11 protein-coding genes, 1 tRNA gene and 1 pseudogene are annotated in these 14,840 nt (G+C 67.2%); 1 reads left to right on the forward strand and 12 read right to left on the reverse strand.

Translation table 11 applies throughout. From position 1 onward, the window contains the following. Positions 1–18: 18 nt before the first annotated feature. The 7 genes and pseudogenes from ACOCMM_RS13505 to ACOCMM_RS13535 all read right to left on the reverse strand — a co-directional run bounded on the left by ACOCMM_RS13505 (position 19) and on the right by ACOCMM_RS13535 (position 5,195). Positions 19–576: pseudogene (locus ACOCMM_RS13505) on the reverse strand (DUF427 domain-containing protein). After that, the gene (locus ACOCMM_RS13510; protein ID WP_419553658.1) at positions 528–1,145 is read right to left on the reverse strand and encodes a hypothetical protein; all 618 of its coding nucleotides are present in this window, start codon (positions 1,143–1,145) and stop codon (positions 528–530) included. Before ACOCMM_RS13510 ends, ACOCMM_RS13505 begins: the two are co-directional and overlap by 49 nt. A 65-nt stretch (positions 1,146–1,210) precedes the next feature. Beyond that, entirely contained in the window at positions 1,211–1,825 is a 615-nt protein-coding gene (locus ACOCMM_RS13515) for a DUF6642 family protein (RefSeq protein WP_419553659.1), read from the reverse strand. A gap of 24 nt (positions 1,826–1,849) precedes the next feature. After that, a tRNA-Pro gene (locus ACOCMM_RS13520) sits at positions 1,850–1,927 on the reverse strand. Positions 1,928–2,002: 75 nt separating this feature from the next. Beyond that, positions 2,003–2,236 (reverse strand): hypothetical protein, encoded by a 234-nt coding sequence (locus ACOCMM_RS13525; protein ID WP_419553660.1) that lies wholly within the window; start codon positions 2,234–2,236, stop codon positions 2,003–2,005. Beyond that, a complete protein-coding gene (gene der, locus ACOCMM_RS13530) occupies positions 2,233–3,624 on the reverse strand; it encodes a ribosome biogenesis GTPase Der (protein ID WP_419553661.1) in 1,392 nt (463 codons plus the stop codon). Before der ends, ACOCMM_RS13525 begins: the two co-directional genes overlap by 4 nt. After that, complete coding sequence (locus ACOCMM_RS13535) at positions 3,621–5,195, reverse strand: DUF512 domain-containing protein (protein WP_419553662.1); 1,575 nt, start codon at positions 5,193–5,195, stop codon at positions 3,621–3,623. Before ACOCMM_RS13535 ends, der begins: the two co-directional genes overlap by 4 nt. 105 nt (positions 5,196–5,300) lie before the next feature. Between ACOCMM_RS13535 and ispH the strand changes: the two genes are divergently transcribed. Further along, the gene (gene ispH / locus ACOCMM_RS13540) at positions 5,301–6,344 is read left to right on the forward strand and encodes a 4-hydroxy-3-methylbut-2-enyl diphosphate reductase (RefSeq protein WP_419553663.1); all 1,044 of its coding nucleotides are present in this window, start codon (positions 5,301–5,303) and stop codon (positions 6,342–6,344) included. A gap of 15 nt (positions 6,345–6,359) precedes the next feature. Here the strand turns inward: ispH and ACOCMM_RS13545 are convergent, their stop codons facing one another. From ACOCMM_RS13545 to ACOCMM_RS13565, 5 genes are all read right to left on the reverse strand, one after another. Beyond that, positions 6,360–7,055 (reverse strand): lysophospholipid acyltransferase family protein, encoded by a 696-nt coding sequence (locus tag ACOCMM_RS13545; protein ID WP_419553664.1) that lies wholly within the window; start codon positions 7,053–7,055, stop codon positions 6,360–6,362. Then, positions 7,048–9,123 (reverse strand): 3-phosphoshikimate 1-carboxyvinyltransferase, encoded by a 2,076-nt coding sequence (gene aroA, locus ACOCMM_RS13550; protein WP_419553665.1) that lies wholly within the window; start codon positions 9,121–9,123, stop codon positions 7,048–7,050. The genes ACOCMM_RS13545 and aroA overlap by 8 nt, the downstream gene beginning before the upstream one ends. Next, the gene (locus ACOCMM_RS13555) at positions 9,120–10,238 is read right to left on the reverse strand and encodes a prephenate dehydrogenase/arogenate dehydrogenase family protein (protein ID WP_419553666.1); all 1,119 of its coding nucleotides are present in this window, start codon (positions 10,236–10,238) and stop codon (positions 9,120–9,122) included. The genes aroA and ACOCMM_RS13555 overlap by 4 nt, the downstream gene beginning before the upstream one ends. Positions 10,239–10,311: 73 nt before the next feature. Next, positions 10,312–13,923 (reverse strand): indolepyruvate ferredoxin oxidoreductase family protein, encoded by a 3,612-nt coding sequence (locus tag ACOCMM_RS13560; protein WP_419553667.1) that lies wholly within the window; start codon positions 13,921–13,923, stop codon positions 10,312–10,314. Positions 13,924–14,104: 181 nt separating this feature from the next. Further along, the gene (locus tag ACOCMM_RS13565) at positions 14,105–14,839 is read right to left on the reverse strand and encodes a pseudouridine synthase (RefSeq protein ID WP_419553668.1); all 735 of its coding nucleotides are present in this window, start codon (positions 14,837–14,839) and stop codon (positions 14,105–14,107) included. Between the last annotated feature and the right edge of the window lies 1 nt (position 14,840).

Below are 14,840 nucleotides of genomic sequence, written 5' to 3' on the forward strand. Positions count from 1 at the left end.
CGGCGCGGGGATCGGGACTCAGGAAATGTCCTGGGACACTTCGTCGCGCTCGGCGTAGAAGCTCATCAGGCCGGCGATCCCGGCCATCTCAGGGATCGGATCGGGATAGGACCACACGACATCGCCATAACTCTGACCGTTGACTGCTACTGACCAGTAGCTGGCATCGCCCTTCCACGGTCAATGAGTCGATGTGACGGTCGAGCGGAACAGGTCCATCTGCACGTCCGAAGCGGGCAGGTAGTGGCGCGGCGGCAGCCGTCCCTCGGTGAGCACCACAGCCGAGGTCGATTCCGCCACGACCACGCCGTCCACCCGAACGGTGACTCGGCCCGGCTCGGGCTCGACCGCTATCTCGGGCTTCCGATGCTCTGTCGCTACATCGCTCATCTGCGTTCCTCCCTGAGCTTTCCTGTCGCTCATCATTGCACCGCCCCGGCCACGCATCCACTCAACGGACCCGTTTGCTCCGTTGGCGCCGGCGAACCGGTGAGGCGTCCCTCTACCACCGAGGCACTTCCCCACGCTTATGACGTCGCACCTATCCCATCGCAGGAAGCGCCGACAGCTAGCCATGCTGAGATCTCCTCGTCGTGCGACGAGGCGATCACCTTGACGCAGCCGGGTTCGTTGACCCAGATTCCACCCGCCCACACGACCCATTCACCACGACCGGAGCCACAAGGCCCAACACTCAGGTGCTCGGTGGGCTCGACCACACATTCGGGACCATCGGTGTCACAAGGACCAACAGTCACAGCACGTTCGGGTGCGAATGATGCGCTCCACCCGAATTGAAGGACTGCATCGTCGGGGGCGCTCACGACCTCGAGCGATACTTGCCGGAAGCGGCGCACGATCAGCCCGAACTTTGCGAACCGATAGTCCTCATGGCCGGAGCCTTCCGGCGCCCATCGCCCGAGATGCACCGCCGACGCGGGCAGCGCAATGAACCCGCCGTCAGAGCCGTGTGCGGTGTAGCCCGCTCCAGGCTCTTCGAGCACGTTGATGGCTTCTCGGCACTCGACATCGGGGTGCGAGAGCTGGTCCTCGATCTCCGCATTCTCGACTGCACCTCCGCTGCAGCTCGCGACGACCCCAACAACCAATGCGGCAACGACAATCCGCGCCGGTCGAAGGCACATCACTGCCAGTCTCGCCAGCTTCAACTGCACACCGCAGGCTCTATGCGGCATCACAGCGTTGACGGTCAGCTGATGATCTTGAGGCCGAGCAGGTCGCATAGATAGGGATGCTGACTGCGCAGGCGGTCCTCGGTAGCGCCGATCTTCACGTCGTCGTTGAGCGCTTGGAGCAGCAGGAGCTCGAAAGCCGGAAGCTCCAGACTGCCTCCTACCCGCTTGAGAAACCCGATCACTGCGCTCGCACCGGTGCGTTCACGGAAGTGTCGCAACGCCTTGTCGTCGGTGCCCATGATCTCGCACGAGCTGAAGTAGATGATCCGGCCGCCGGCCCGGCCGTCAATGACCTCGGCCAGCTCGTTCAGGGTCACCTTGGTCGAACCGCTCAGCCACAGCTCGCCGGGCTTGCCGTGGAACCCGAAATGCCCGACCTGATAGTCCCGGTAGCGCTGCTGGGTCCACTTGCGCACGTAGTAGTAGAGCTCGCCTGCTGTTCCGATGTCGCGGCGGATGAACTTAAGCCCGCTGAGCTCGCGCACGGTATACAGCAGCGAAGCCACGCCGAACTGCTGACGGAGATCGACGTCGGAGTCGTCGCCCTCGAACGCGAACACGCCGGTGGCCAATCGCCGCGTCGCCCCCGCAGTGGGAGTGACCGCCGTTGCTGCAGCATCCTTCGCCATGAACGACCCAGGTCAGTCTCAGTGTGGTCGGGCTGAGAGGATTTGAACCTCCGACCCCTGGTCCCCCAGACCAGTGCGCTAACCAGACTGCGCCACAGCCCGTGTAGGCGAGCACGATACCGCCTCGTTCGCGCTGCGAGCCGCTGACGGATTCTCCGATTCGTCGGGCTCGAACGCTCAGCCGATCGCGCCACTGATCCACCCGATGAGCCACACGATGCCCTCGATGGCCCGCCAGCCCAGATACACCGTTGCCATGACGACGACGAGCCAGAAATGCCACGGAGCGCCGCTGCGCCGCTGCGCTCGACGGTCGTCGCTGCCGTGAGGCCGTCGCTCCGGGTGGGCCACATCGGCCGCCTGCGGGCGACGGTTCAGCCGTGGCGCGCTGGGTGGCGCACGGCGCTTCACCGCCGTCGCACCCGCAGCCGCAGAGGTGTCTTGGCCAGGCCCAGCGCCTCCCTCAAGCGACGCTCGAGATAGCGCAGGTAAGTCGCTGGCAGTTCCCGGTTGGCGAAGAGTGTGAACGTCGGTGGCTGCGTGGCGACCTGTGTGGCATACAGCACCCGTGCCCCGCCGGGGGCTGGCTGAGCGGATTGCGCCAGCTGGATGATCTCGTTCACCTTGGCCGTCGGCGCTCTCGATTCATACGCCTCCATGGCAGCCTCGATTGCCGGCACCAGCCGGTGCACGCCCCGGCCCGACAGCGCGCTGATGCGCAGCACTGGCGCTTCACCCACGAAGTGCAGGCGACGCGCCAATTCCCCCAGCACGCCTTCACGGTGCTCGGCGTCCAGCGTCTCCCACTTGTTGAGCAGCACAACGATCGGGCAACCGGCGCCGTCGATGCGCTCAGCCAGCCGCTGGTCCTGCGCCGTCACGCCTTCAGTGGCGTCAATGACCAGCAATGTCACGTCGCAGCCGTCGATGGCCCGCAACGCCCGCAGGTTGGCGTAGTACTCGGTGTCCGCGTCGACCCGGGCCTTGCGCCTCATGCCCGCTGTGTCCACGAACCGCACGGGCCCTGCCTCGGTTTCCACGAGGGTGTCGACGGTGTCGCGGGTCGTGCCGGGCCGGTCGTGCACCACAGACCGTTCGTCGCCGATGAGCCGGTTGAACAAGGTCGACTTGCCCACATTGGGGCGGCCCACGATCGCCACCGCTGGCACCTTGTCTTGGGCGTTTTGGTCATCTTGGGCGGACTCATCTTGGGCGGACGGGTCTTCGTCATGCGATGCCTCATTGCTGCGGTTGAGCAACTGGCCGTCGTCGTGGTCGAGGCTTGCATCGGCTTCATCCACGTCGAGCAGTTCCAGCAGCCGATCGAGCAGGTCGCCGACGTTGCGGCCGTGCAACGCGGACGTCGCCCACGCCTCGCCGAGACCCAAGCGGTTGAATTCCCATCGCCCGTCGTCACGGGTGCCGCTGTCGGCCTTGTTGGCCACGACCAGGGTCGGCCGACCGCTGCGGCGCAGCATGGCTGCGATGCGGGCATCGGGTTCGGTGATGCCGACGGTCACGTCGACCAACAGCAGCAGCACGTCGGCGTCGGCCATCGCTCGCTCGCTCTGCGCCGACACCTTGTCGTCGAGTGTGTTGCCGGCAGCGGACCAACCACCGGTGTCCACCACCAGGAACTTGTGCCCGCGCCAGGCGGCGGGAGCCATCTTGCGATCGCGGGTCACGCCCGGCTCGGGCGCCACCACGGCCTCGCGTCGCCCGACCAGCCGGTTGAACAGGGTGGACTTGCCCACGTTGGGCCGCCCCACGATCCCCACGACGGGCAGGCCCGTGTTCATCGGGCAGCTCCCGCTGGGTGAGGCGCAGCCTCGTTGCCCGACGCCCGTGCAGGCTCGGACCGCACCGCAGCATCGAGCAGCTGCCGCAGGGCGGTGCCGCTCGTCGGGACGATCTCGACGGGTTGGGGCAGCTCTGCCGGCGTGCTGCCATCGAGGAACTTGCCGCCCGACAAGCACACGTCTGCCAAGACGTAACGATGTCCCTGCGGTTCGCCGGCCAGCGTGGTCGCGACGTCGACACCAGCGAGGAGGCCTGTCACGCCGATGTTGCCGCCGAAGAACCGGTTGGAGACTTCGATGACGCGCACGTCTGGCACGACGGACCCCTCGCGGGCAGCCGCATCCGTGCGCCACGCTGCCACCAGCGGTTCGAGCACAGCAGCACCGTAGGTGCCGGTCAGGACGCCGATCGGCCGGTCGACGTCGGGCCGGGCTCGCCGCGGCCGCCGTGACACCGGCACACTCACCGGCACCGAGCCGAGGCTGAGCGGCAAACCTTCGGCGTCCACCTCGCCGCTGCGGTTGGCGCCGTGCCCGGGCACCCGGACCGCCCGGTAGCCCTCCGCCGGCGCTCCGTCGACCCATGAGAAGAAGCCAGCAGCTGGCGCTCGGGGCTGGGGCGCCCCGTTGCCAGGGTCGGGTGCACCCGGTGCTGCGGCCCAGAACTCCTGCTCGAAGGCTCGCGCCATACCGATCCCGTCCTCGTGCATCGGGAATTCGCCATAGGTCGATGCGTCCGGGAAGGGCCGGCCGGCGAGCAGGTAGTACTCATCGGCGGCGAACACCAAGCGACGCCCCAGCACGTCTCCGAATCGCCGCTGCCACCCTTCGCACAGATCGATCACTGCCGCGGCCTCGGCATCGGTGTGCGGCCGCATCGCTGGCTCCCGCTGGTGGGAGCTCACACCCAACGGAACTACCGCCAGTGTTGCGAGCGATGAGAATCGGTCCAGAACGCCCAGCAGCGTGTCCGCCAGCACTGCCCCGTCGTTCACACCCGGGCACACCACCACCTGGCCGTGCACTTCGATGCCGCCGTCCAGCAAGGCGCCCAGCCATCGCAGGCTCGTAGCTCCGCGCGGGTTTCGCAGCATCCGAGACCGCACGTCGCGGTCGGTGGCGTGGATGGACACGTACAGCGGCGACAGTCGCTCGTCGGTCACCCGCTCGAGATCCAGCTCGGTGAAGCGAGTCAGCGTCGTGAAGTTCCCGTACAGAAACGACAGCCGGTAGTCGTCGTCCTTGAGATAGAGGCTTCGGCGCAGCCCCGGCGGCAACTGATAGATGAAGCAGAACTCGCAATGGTTGTCGCACGTCTGGACCCGGTCGAAGATCGCGGCGTTCACCTCGGCGCCCAACCGAGCCCCGGCGTCCTTGCTGACGTCGAGTCGGACCGCGCTGCCGGCTCGCACGACTTCGAGGCAGGGATCGGCTTCGTCAAGCAACAGCTGCCAGGCGATCACATCGGTCGGCACGACGCCGTCGATCGACACCACCTCGTCGCCCACAGCCAATCCGGCAACCTCGGCCGCCGAGCCGGGCTCCACCGCCACAACAACCGGCCGGGACATGGGTTCAGGATAGGAAGCTGTCGCCGTTCGCCCTGCTGGTTCGGCCCAGTTGCCACACTGTGTAGCTGCACTGGATTTCTGCGCTGGGTCGGTAGCGTCGTCGCCGTGGCAGTCGACCGGGTGCTTCTGGCCGCGCCACGCGGCTTCTGCGCCGGCGTGGAGATGGCCATCAAGGCGCTCGCCTGGATGGTGCGAACGTTCGCACCGCCCGTGTACTGCTACCACGAGATAGTGCACAACCGCTTAGTGGTCGATCGCTTCGAACGGCTCGGGGTGGTGTTCGTCGATGACATGGCCGAAGTGCCGGCTGGCCGGCCGCTGATGCTGTCGGCTCACGGCTCGGCGCCGGAGGTCGTCGACGAGGCTCGCCAGCGGGGCGGCTACGTGGTCGATGCCATCTGCCCGCTGGTCACCAAGGTGCACCACGAGGTGCGCGTGCGTGCTGGGAAGGGCTACCGAGTCGTGTACGTGGGTCACGAGGGTCACGACGAGGCAGTGGGGACCATGGCGGTGGCGCCCGCCTCGATATCACTGGTGTCCGAGCCGGCCGACGTGGACGCTCTTGACGACTTCGACGGACCTGTGGCCGTGCTGGCGCAGACGACGCTCAGCCACCGTGATTGGTCAGACGTGGCCGAAGCGGCACAGGCGCGATTCGGTGAAGTGTGGATGCCGGGACGCTCGGACCTCTGCTTCGCCACCACCAACCGGCAGGGCGCCTTGGCGAAGATCGCCCCCGACTGCGATGCCGTTGTCGTCATCGGCTCGGCTAACTCGTCCAACACCATGGCGCTCGCCAAGGTGGCCGCCGAGTCGGGCTGCGAACGTGTGCTGCGGGTGAACGCCGCCGCCGAGCTGCCCGACGACCTGTTCGGCACGGTGGGAGTCACTGCGGGGGCGTCCGCACCGGAGGAGCTTGTGGATGCAGTGATCTGCCGACTCGCACCAACAGCGGGAACCATAGAGGTGACCATCACCGATGAGGACGAGTACTTCCCCCCGCCAAGAGAGTTGCGAGACCTGCTGGGCGCCATGGAAACCGCCGTGCATGCCAGCCTCGCCGTCACGCCCGCGGCACGAGTGAGTGCAGCCGATAGGACGACAGCGGCGAGCGACGTGCTTGCCGCACTCGCCGCAACGACGGGCTGAAGCGATCCGGAGACCTCAGTACACGTTGGGCGTGCCGACGTCGGCTTGAGCCCGGTCGAAGAGCTCCTGTATGCGCTCGCGCAGCTCTTGGGTGACCTCTCGCACCGAACGGCGTGAAACCCGCCCGCTGGTGCTCAGCGGCGGAGGATCCATGGGCTCGCCGATGATCATCTTGATCCGGCGGGGATGCATGAACTTGGCACCGCGAGGCATGGCAGCGGCAGTTCCGCCGATCCCGACCGGCACGATCGGCACCTGCGCCCGGGCGGCCAGGTACGCCGGCCCGTTCATGAGCGGCAGCACCCGCGGGCCGTCCTTACGCTCGCCTTCGCCGAACATCACCACTGGGCAATTGCCGTAGCGCAGCGCATCAAGCGCAATCCGCAGCGCCGCCCGGTCAGGACCGTCGCGGTTGACGGGGAAACAACCGAACGTAGTGAACAGCCAGGCAGCCGGGCGGTATTTCCACATCGATTCCTTGCCCATCACCCGCATCTGCGCCGGAATCGCGGCGTGGATCGGCGTGTCGATGTAGCTGCGATGGTTGGGCACCCACACGCACGGGCCATCAGGCATGTTGTCCAGCCCCTCGACCGACATTCGGTTCCAGGTCCGGAAGATGCCCCACAGCAGGTACTTCGCCGTCTTGTAAACCGCTATGTTGAACCGTCTGTCGCGCAGGTCGACCTCGGGGCCGTCGGGTTCAGACATTGTTCGCCGTCCCGGCCGGCAGTCGAAAGTCGGTTGCTGACGCGTAGAGCTCAGCGATCTGCGCCACGGCCTCATCCTGAGTCATCTCGCTGGTGTCCACGATGACCGCTCCGAATGCCACTCGCAGTGGCGAGTCGGCCCGTCCAGAGTCAAGCTGATCCCGCTCGCTCAGCTCAGCAGCCAACGCTGCGATCGCCCCATCATCAGGACTCGCCTGATCGGAGTTACCGCTTGATGCAGCCTGCTGTGCTAGGCGGCGACGGGCCCGTTCGGTTGGGGTGGCTGTCAGGAACACCTTCAGCACGGCGTCGGGGAACACGACACTGCCGATATCACGGCCTTCCATGACTCCCCCGCCCAGCTGATTGGCCCACTGGCGTTGGCGCTCGGTGAGCACTCGCCGCACTGCGGGGTTGGCCGCGACGATGCTGACACTGCGGTCCACTTCGCCGCTGCGGATCGCCGCCGTGGCATTGGCGCCGTCCACCGTAACGCGCTGCGCGTCGCACACGCTGGAGATCTCGATCTTGGCGGTGCGGGCAATCTCTGCGACACCTTCGACGTCGTGCGGGTCGACACGTGACTGCACTGCCGCCCATGCCACCGCCCGGTACATCGCGCCGGTGTCTAGGTAGTCCATCTCGAGTTCGGCTGCCACGGCGCGGGCCACGCTGGACTTGCCTGAAGCGGCAGGGCCGTCAATCGCGATCACCGGCGAAATCGGCTCCCGAGCCCCCTCCGGCGGGGATCGCAGCGACTGGAGCGACTTGAAGAACTCCGGGAATGTCTTGGCTACGCAGTCCGGGTCGTCGATTTCGATGCCCGCAACACGCAGGCCGATCAACGACATCGCCATCGCCATGCGGTGATCGCCGTGGCAGTCGACCCGGCCCGCTCGCAGCCCGAACGGATTCGCACGAATCCTGATGCCGTCGGGCTCAGCAACGGCGGGGACGCCACGCTTCGCGAGCTCGGACACGGTGTCGCCGATGCGATCGGTCTCCTTGCGGCGGATGAAACCAATGCCGCTGATGCGTGTCGTGCCCTCGGCGAACGCGGCCACTGCCGCCAGCGTCTGGGCCGTGTCGGAGCAGTCGCGCAGGTCGAATGTGCCCCCCTGCAGCGCTCCGTCCGCCGGCGCACCGACAACGACGGCATTGTGGCTGATCGCGACCTCAGCTCCCATCTCACCGAGGATCTGAGCGAAGCGGACGTCGCCCTGAATGCTGCTGTTCCCCAGGCCCTCGACACGCACACTGCCGCCGCAGAGCGCCGCCGCTGCCCAGAAATAGCTTGCGGCAGAGGCATCCGGTTCGATCGCATATCCTCCAGCTCGGTAGCCGCCTGGCGCCACGACATAGCGGTCTGGGCTTGGCGTGTCGATGGTTGCGCCGAACGCTGTCATCACTGCAACCGTCATGTCGATGTACGGCCGGCTCACGGCGTCTAGCGCCGAGTGGATCTGCAGGTCGATGCCACCGAGCAGCGGACCCGCCAACAGCAGACCGCTGGCGAACTGGCTGCTCACGTCTCCCCGGATCCGAACCTGGCGCGGTTCAGCGAGCGAGTCGACACCGTTTGCCGAGACCACCTCAAGCGGCAGGTGGCCGGGCTCGCCCAGCTCGCGTACCTCCGCACCGAGTGAACGCACAGCTGCAATGAGGTCCCCGAAGGGACGTGTACGCAGCTGCGGATCACCGTCAAGCAGCCACCGACCGCCGATCGCTGCGAGCACAGGCAAACAGAAGCGTGCCGTCGTGCCCGACGATCTCGCATGCACCCGCGCAACACCGACTCCCGCAGCTTGCTCGGTGGCGCTGCCGGCACCGATGCCGTCAACGACCAGCTGGGAGTTCGTGCGATCGATGCGCACCGACGCCCCCATCGCCGCAGCGGCGTCGATCATCGCCTCGGTGTCATCGGCGAGCAGCGTTCCGTCGAGCGTGCTGAGCCCGCCGGCCAGTGCCGCGCACAGCATCGCCCGGTTGGTGATGCTCTTGGAGCCTGGCACCGAGGCTGTGCCTGAGACCCCGTTCGTGAAGGGGGCGATGACCCGCCCTTCGCTCATGCCAGATCGCGCGTCGTGGGGTGGTAGCCCTGGCCGGCCAGGGCGGCAAGGAAGCGCTGGGCCTCGTTGCGCGCCACCACGAGCACGAGCACGCCCTCGGTTCCCTCGGGCGAGTGCGCCACCTCGATGTCGGCCACGTTCACGTCGCAGTCCGCAGCCAGCATGGTGATGGCGGCAATCTGGCCCTTGCGGTCCGGGATGGGCACCCGCACCTCGAGGAGTTCCTGGGGCCGCACGTAGCGAGACGGCAGGTTGGTGCGCGCTCGACGTGCTTGGGTGAGTACGGCGCGTAAGCCCTCGCGATCTGCTCCCGCTACCACTTCGCGCATCTGTGTCAAGCGCTCGGACAGCTCATCGAGCACGTCGACGATGGCGTCTCGGTTCTCGCCGCAGATGTCGAGCCAGATTCCCGGATGTCCCGCGGCGATTCGAGTCATGTCCCGAAAACCGCCCGCCGCGAGGCGCAGCAGCGGCGCATCGTCGAGGGCTCGTTCGTCTGCGAGGCACATCAGCGATGCTGCAGCGAGGTGCGGTACATGGCTCACCACGGCCACAAGTGCGTCGTGTCGTTCGGGCGTCATCGTCACGACATCGGACCCGAAGTCGGTCAGCACCGTCTGGCACGAACGCAAGGCGTTGTCGTCGGTGGTCTCGGTTGGCGTCAGCGTCCACACGGCGCCGACGAACATGTCCGGGTTTGCTCCCTCGACGCCCTCCTGTTCCGAACCGGCCATCGGATGGCCCGGCACGTAGCGAGGATCTGTGATGGTCCGAGCAACCGGTGTCTTGACGCTGCCCGTGTCGGTAACCACGGCACCCCCCGCTGCGGTGTCTGCGAGTGCTCTCGTGACTTCACCGGCAAGGAATGCAGCAGGCACGGCCACCACGCAGAACATCGCCTCGGGATCGGTGCCGATGGCATCCAGGCAGCCAAGCTCGAGCGCTCGCTGAGCGTGACCGCCGACAGCGTCCCGCCCGGTCACATGCCAACCCGACTTGCGCAACGCAGAAGCGACCGACCCGCCGATCAGGCCCGTGCCGACGACTTGGGCGCGCCACACCTCCCCGGTGCCAAACGACGGCACTTGGGTGGGCTCGGAGGGATCAGTCGCCACGTACCGAAGGGTACCGATGCCTCCCGACCCTCCCCGTGTGCAGGCTCTGGTTGCCGATCTGCCTGATCGACCCTCAGTGAGTGAGCTCGCTGACACGTTCGTCGAGTTCAGCCCGGAACGTCTCGACCGTGGCCATCTTGATGTCCTCGTAGCCGCGGACCAGCTCCGGCAACCTGGCGATGGCAACTGCCTGCTCGTATCGAGCGGCGCCGGCGTCTCGCTCGAGTGCTTCGACAGCGGCATCGAGGGCGGCGAGGTACTCGTGTACCAGCGCCCGCTCGGTCCGGCGGACCTCGGTGTGGCCGAAAGGATCGAACCAGCGGCCTCGCAAGCACTTGCCCCGCGCCAGCAGCGCGAACACCGGTCGCCACGCCAGCGAGAACCGGACCTTGCCCGTGCGCCCAAGCGCCCGCAGTACCGGCGGATGCAAGTTCCACGACACGGTGCCCCCATCCGAAGCCGCCAAGGCGCGTGCCGCCGCGTTCGCAGCGGTGTCTCCCATGAGGCGGGCAACCTCGTACTCGTCCTTGTATGCCATGAGCTTGAACAGCCCGGCCGCTGCCGAATCGGTCAATCTGGCCGAGCCGTCCCCCGCAGTCCGATCCGCACGCGCCACTCGTTCGACGGCCGTCAGGAAATCGGCCGCCAAGCGTTCGGACTGGTAGGCGCAGAGCTCTGACACGTAGGTACCGAGGCTGGATCGCAGCTCCGCTGAATCGTGCGCCGCTTCCACTCCACCCAGGCCGTCCACCATCTCGTCGATGCGAGCCGCCAGGCGTCCCGGCAACGAGAATTCGCGTGCGCCGACATCGCTGGAGTCTCGATCCGCAGCGGGCGTCGACGCTGCCGCTGCCATTGCGGCTGCCCTGGTGCCGTCTGGGTCAGCAACCATCGCACGGCCCCAGCCGAAGGCCGCGATGTTCTGGGCCACGGCAACGCCGTTCAACTCAATCGCCGCCTCCACACTCGAGGGTGCTATGGGCAGTGCCCCAGACTGGATGGCCATTCCCACCACAAACACGTTCGCCGTGACCGCCGAGCCGCACAATGCGGTCACCAGCTCGCCGACGTCCGCCCAGTGCCGCTGCCCGTCAACAGTGACGGCCGCCACCCGCTCGAGCAGCTCGTCGGTCGCGGGCATCTCGATGTTCGGATCGGCGACCATCGCGCCGGTCGGCGTCACCGACGTGGAGCCGACGACCATGGTCCGTTGCGGGTCGGCCACATCGAGTCCCGCGCCAGACGCAGCCACGAGCAGGTCGAAAGCCAGGATCACGTCGGCCTGGCCGCTGCCAAGGCGCGCCGTAGCCGGTCGCCCGAGGCGCCGCAGCCGCAGATCGCCCACGACGGTGCCCGCTTTCTGCGAGAGACCGATCTGATCGAGCCCTCGAACCTCGAAGCCGTCGAACATCGCCGCAGTGCCGAGCACCTGGTTGACCGTCACCACGCCGGTGCCGCCGATCCCGCACATGCGCACCGACACCTCATCGGGACCGGTGAACCGAACAGGTTCGGGCAGTTCGGTCGGCGGCGCGGGCCCGACGCCCATTCCTTCTCCGGTCCGGGGCGCACGCCGCAGCGGCGCAAGCATTTGCAGCACTGCGGTGCGAAACGGTCCGCGCTGGCTCACGGTCATGAACGACGGGCAATCACCGTCGAGGCACGAATAGTCGAGGTTGCAGGAAGTCTGGTCGATGTGGGTCTTGCGGCCGAAGAACGTGTCGATCGGTTGCACCGACAGGCAGTTGCTCTTGCGCCCGCAGTCGCCGCAGCCTTCGCAGATCCGCTCGTTGATCAGCACCCGCTGGGTCGGCGTCGGCTGCGTTCCCCGCTTTCGGGCCCGGCGTGCCTCTGCCGCGCACTGCTGATCGTGAATCAGCACGGTGACGCCCTCGATGCCCGCGAGGAGTTTCTGAGCTTCAGTGAGGCGGTCGCGATGCCAGACCTCCACGCCCGCAGGCAACGAGCGGCTGCGGTAGGCGGCGGGTTCGTGAGTGGTGATCAGCACCTTGGCTACCCCGTCTGCCAGCAGACCCGCGGCCACCTTGGGCACCTCCAACTGGCCGGCGGGATCCTGCCCGCCGGTCATGGCAACGGCCCGGTTCCACAGGAGCTTGTAGGTGATATTCGTGCCGGACGCCACCGCGCCGGCGATCGCCAGCTGTCCACTGTGGAAGTACGTTCCGTCGCCCAGATTCTGGAAGATGTGGGCTGTCTCCACGAAGGGCGACATGCCAATCCACTGAGTGCCCTCCTGGCCCATGCACGTCACGCTCACGATGTCGCCGACGCGTTCGGGATTCATGAACAGCGCCATCGTGTGGCAACCAATGCCGGCGCCCACCAGCGCGCCGTCGGGCACCTCGGTGGATCGATTGTGCGGGCAGCCCGAGCAGAAGTACGGCGAACGGCTCTGTTCGGGCGGCAGTGCCAGCGGCAGCTCGATGCGCACACGCTCGGGGCGGGCCCCCACGAGCCGGTCGCCGATGCGAGCCTCGAGGCGACTGCGTAGTGGCTTGATGAGGTCATCGGCGGTCAGCGCACCGTATGAGTTCAGCAGCATCGCGTCGTTCTCGTCGGTCTTGCCGACGATGCGGGGATGGTGCGACTGGTTGTAGAGGGCGTCTTTCAGCAGCGACTCGATGTTGGGGCTCTTCTCCTCGATCACGAAGATCTCCGTGACCCCGCGGGCGAATTGCCGGGCTCGCTCGGCGCTGAACGGGATCGGCATTCCCATCCGCACGAGCCGGATGCCGGCGCCTCGCACCGACTCGTCGCTGTCAAGGCCCAGCCGCCGCAATGCCTCGCGCACCTCGCGGTATGTGATGCCCGAGGCCACGACGGCAATCCAGGCGTCGGGAGGGTCGACCGTGGCGTCGTTCAGGTGGTTGGCTGCCGCGTACGCGATGGCCAGCTCGTAGCGGATTTCGACGATCTCGCGCTCGATGTCGACCGTGTGCGGCGTCAGCAGGTAGCCGTCGGGCCTGTGGCGGTAGGGCTCGCCGTCGACGAGCGGGATGACCGGGTCGAACCGGTCTGGATCCAGCAGGACCGTTGCGGCGCCGTCTGCCACGTCGGCCACGATCTTCAGGCCCGTCCACAGGCCCGTCGTGCGGGACATCGCGATGGCGTGGCGGCCCAGATCGAGCGCCTCGGCGGGCGTGCCCGGATACAGCACCGGGATGTGCAGGTCGGCCATGGTCCCAGCGGAACTCGACGGGATCGTGGAACTCTTGGCAGCCGGGTCGTCGCCGGCGATGGCGACCGCGCCACCGCGAGGATCGGTGCCGGCGAACACCGCGTGTCGAAGGGCATCAGTTGCGCGGTCGACGCCGGGCGCCTTCCCGTACCACAGGCCGACCACGCCGTCATAGACGGCGTCGGGCCGGGTGGTGGCCAGTTGACTGCCCATGATGGCGGTCGCTGCCTGGTCCTCATTGACAGCGGGCGAATGCACGACTGGCAAGTCGGTTGTGGCACGGGCGGCCTCGACGGCGGCGTCATAGCCGCCGAGCGGCGAGCCGGGGTACCCCGAGATGAAGGCCGCCGTGCGCAGTCCAGCCCGCCGATCGGCCCGCAGCTGCTCGATCGGCAGGCGCGCCAACGCTTGCAGCCCAGTCATGAACGTGGTGCCGCGGTCGTCCGTGTAGCGCCCCGACAGCCGGTATGTCTCAGCGAGACTCATCTGCTTGCTCCGGTGTGCATGCGCAGGCTCTCGGGCAATTCATCAGGGTATTCTGCCTGCGCTACATCCATTGTGGTCGCTCGCTGTGACATTGACGGGCCGCCTAACTGCACGCGTCTGCGGCTGCCGGGCAGCAGTTCGCACCGCGGCCCGTGTCAATCTCCGCGCCGTGCGGTCTGTGTCAATCCCCGCGCCTTGCGGCCCGGTGCAGCCTTCGGATCTCGTCGGCACTGAGCGATCGGTGCTCGCCAGGGCGCAGTGCTGGATCGGTAAGCGGGCCGATGCGTGTGCGCACCAACCGCAGCACCGGATGGCCCACGGCCACGCACATTCGGCGGATCTGGCGGTTTCGACCCTCCCCAATCGTGATGCGCAGCATTGACGGCTGCGGCATGGACACCAACGCTGGCGCAGTCTTCCCATCTTCCAGCTCGATGCCACCGCGCAGCCGGGTCAACGATCCCCGAGACGGCACCCCCTCCACATGCGCCAGGTACTCCTTGTCGACACCCCACGACGGATGTGTCAGCCGGTGAGTCAGCTCGCCGTCGTTGGTCACGATGATGAGCCCTTCGCTGTCGGCGTCCAGCCGACCGACTGGGAAGACACGCACTGCCGCAGGCACCAGGTCGGTCACACAGCGTCTTCCCCGGTCATCCGATGCTGCGCTGAGCACCCCACGCGGCTTGTTCACCAAGTAGTGGACCAGCTCCGGGTCCCAGGTGACGACCGCTCCATCGACTTCGATCCGATCTGCCGGTCCCGCCCGATCGCCGATCCGGGCTGTTGCGCCGTTGACCGTGACGCGTCCCGCAATGATCAGCTCCTCGCATGCGCGCCGGCTGGCTACGCCGGCACGCGCCATGACTTTGTGCAGTCGCTCGATACCGCTTTCTGGCCCGTCAGCGGGTGCCACG

It is taken from the genome of Candidatus Poriferisodalis sp. (assembly GCF_965198245.1).
GTDB lineage: Bacteria > Actinomycetota > Acidimicrobiia > Acidimicrobiales > Poriferisodalaceae > Poriferisodalis.

Coding starts and splice junctions, on each gene's coding strand:
- ACOCMM_RS13515 (WP_419553659.1), bottom strand. CDS start 1,825: ATGGCGAAGGATGCTGCAGCAACGGCGGTCACTCCCACTGCGGGGGCG.
- der (WP_419553661.1), bottom strand. CDS start 3,624: ATGAACACGGGCCTGCCCGTCGTGGGGATCGTGGGGCGGCCCAACGTG.
- ACOCMM_RS13560 (WP_419553667.1), bottom strand. CDS start 13,923: ATGAGTCTCGCTGAGACATACCGGCTGTCGGGGCGCTACACGGACGAC.
- ACOCMM_RS13545 (WP_419553664.1), bottom strand. CDS start 7,055: ATGTCTGAACCCGACGGCCCCGAGGTCGACCTGCGCGACAGACGGTTC.
- ACOCMM_RS13510 (WP_419553658.1), bottom strand. CDS start 1,145: ATGTGCCTTCGACCGGCGCGGATTGTCGTTGCCGCATTGGTTGTTGGG.
- aroA (WP_419553665.1), bottom strand. CDS start 9,123: ATGAGCGAAGGGCGGGTCATCGCCCCCTTCACGAACGGGGTCTCAGGC.
- ACOCMM_RS13535 (WP_419553662.1), bottom strand. CDS start 5,195: ATGTCCCGGCCGGTTGTTGTGGCGGTGGAGCCCGGCTCGGCGGCCGAG.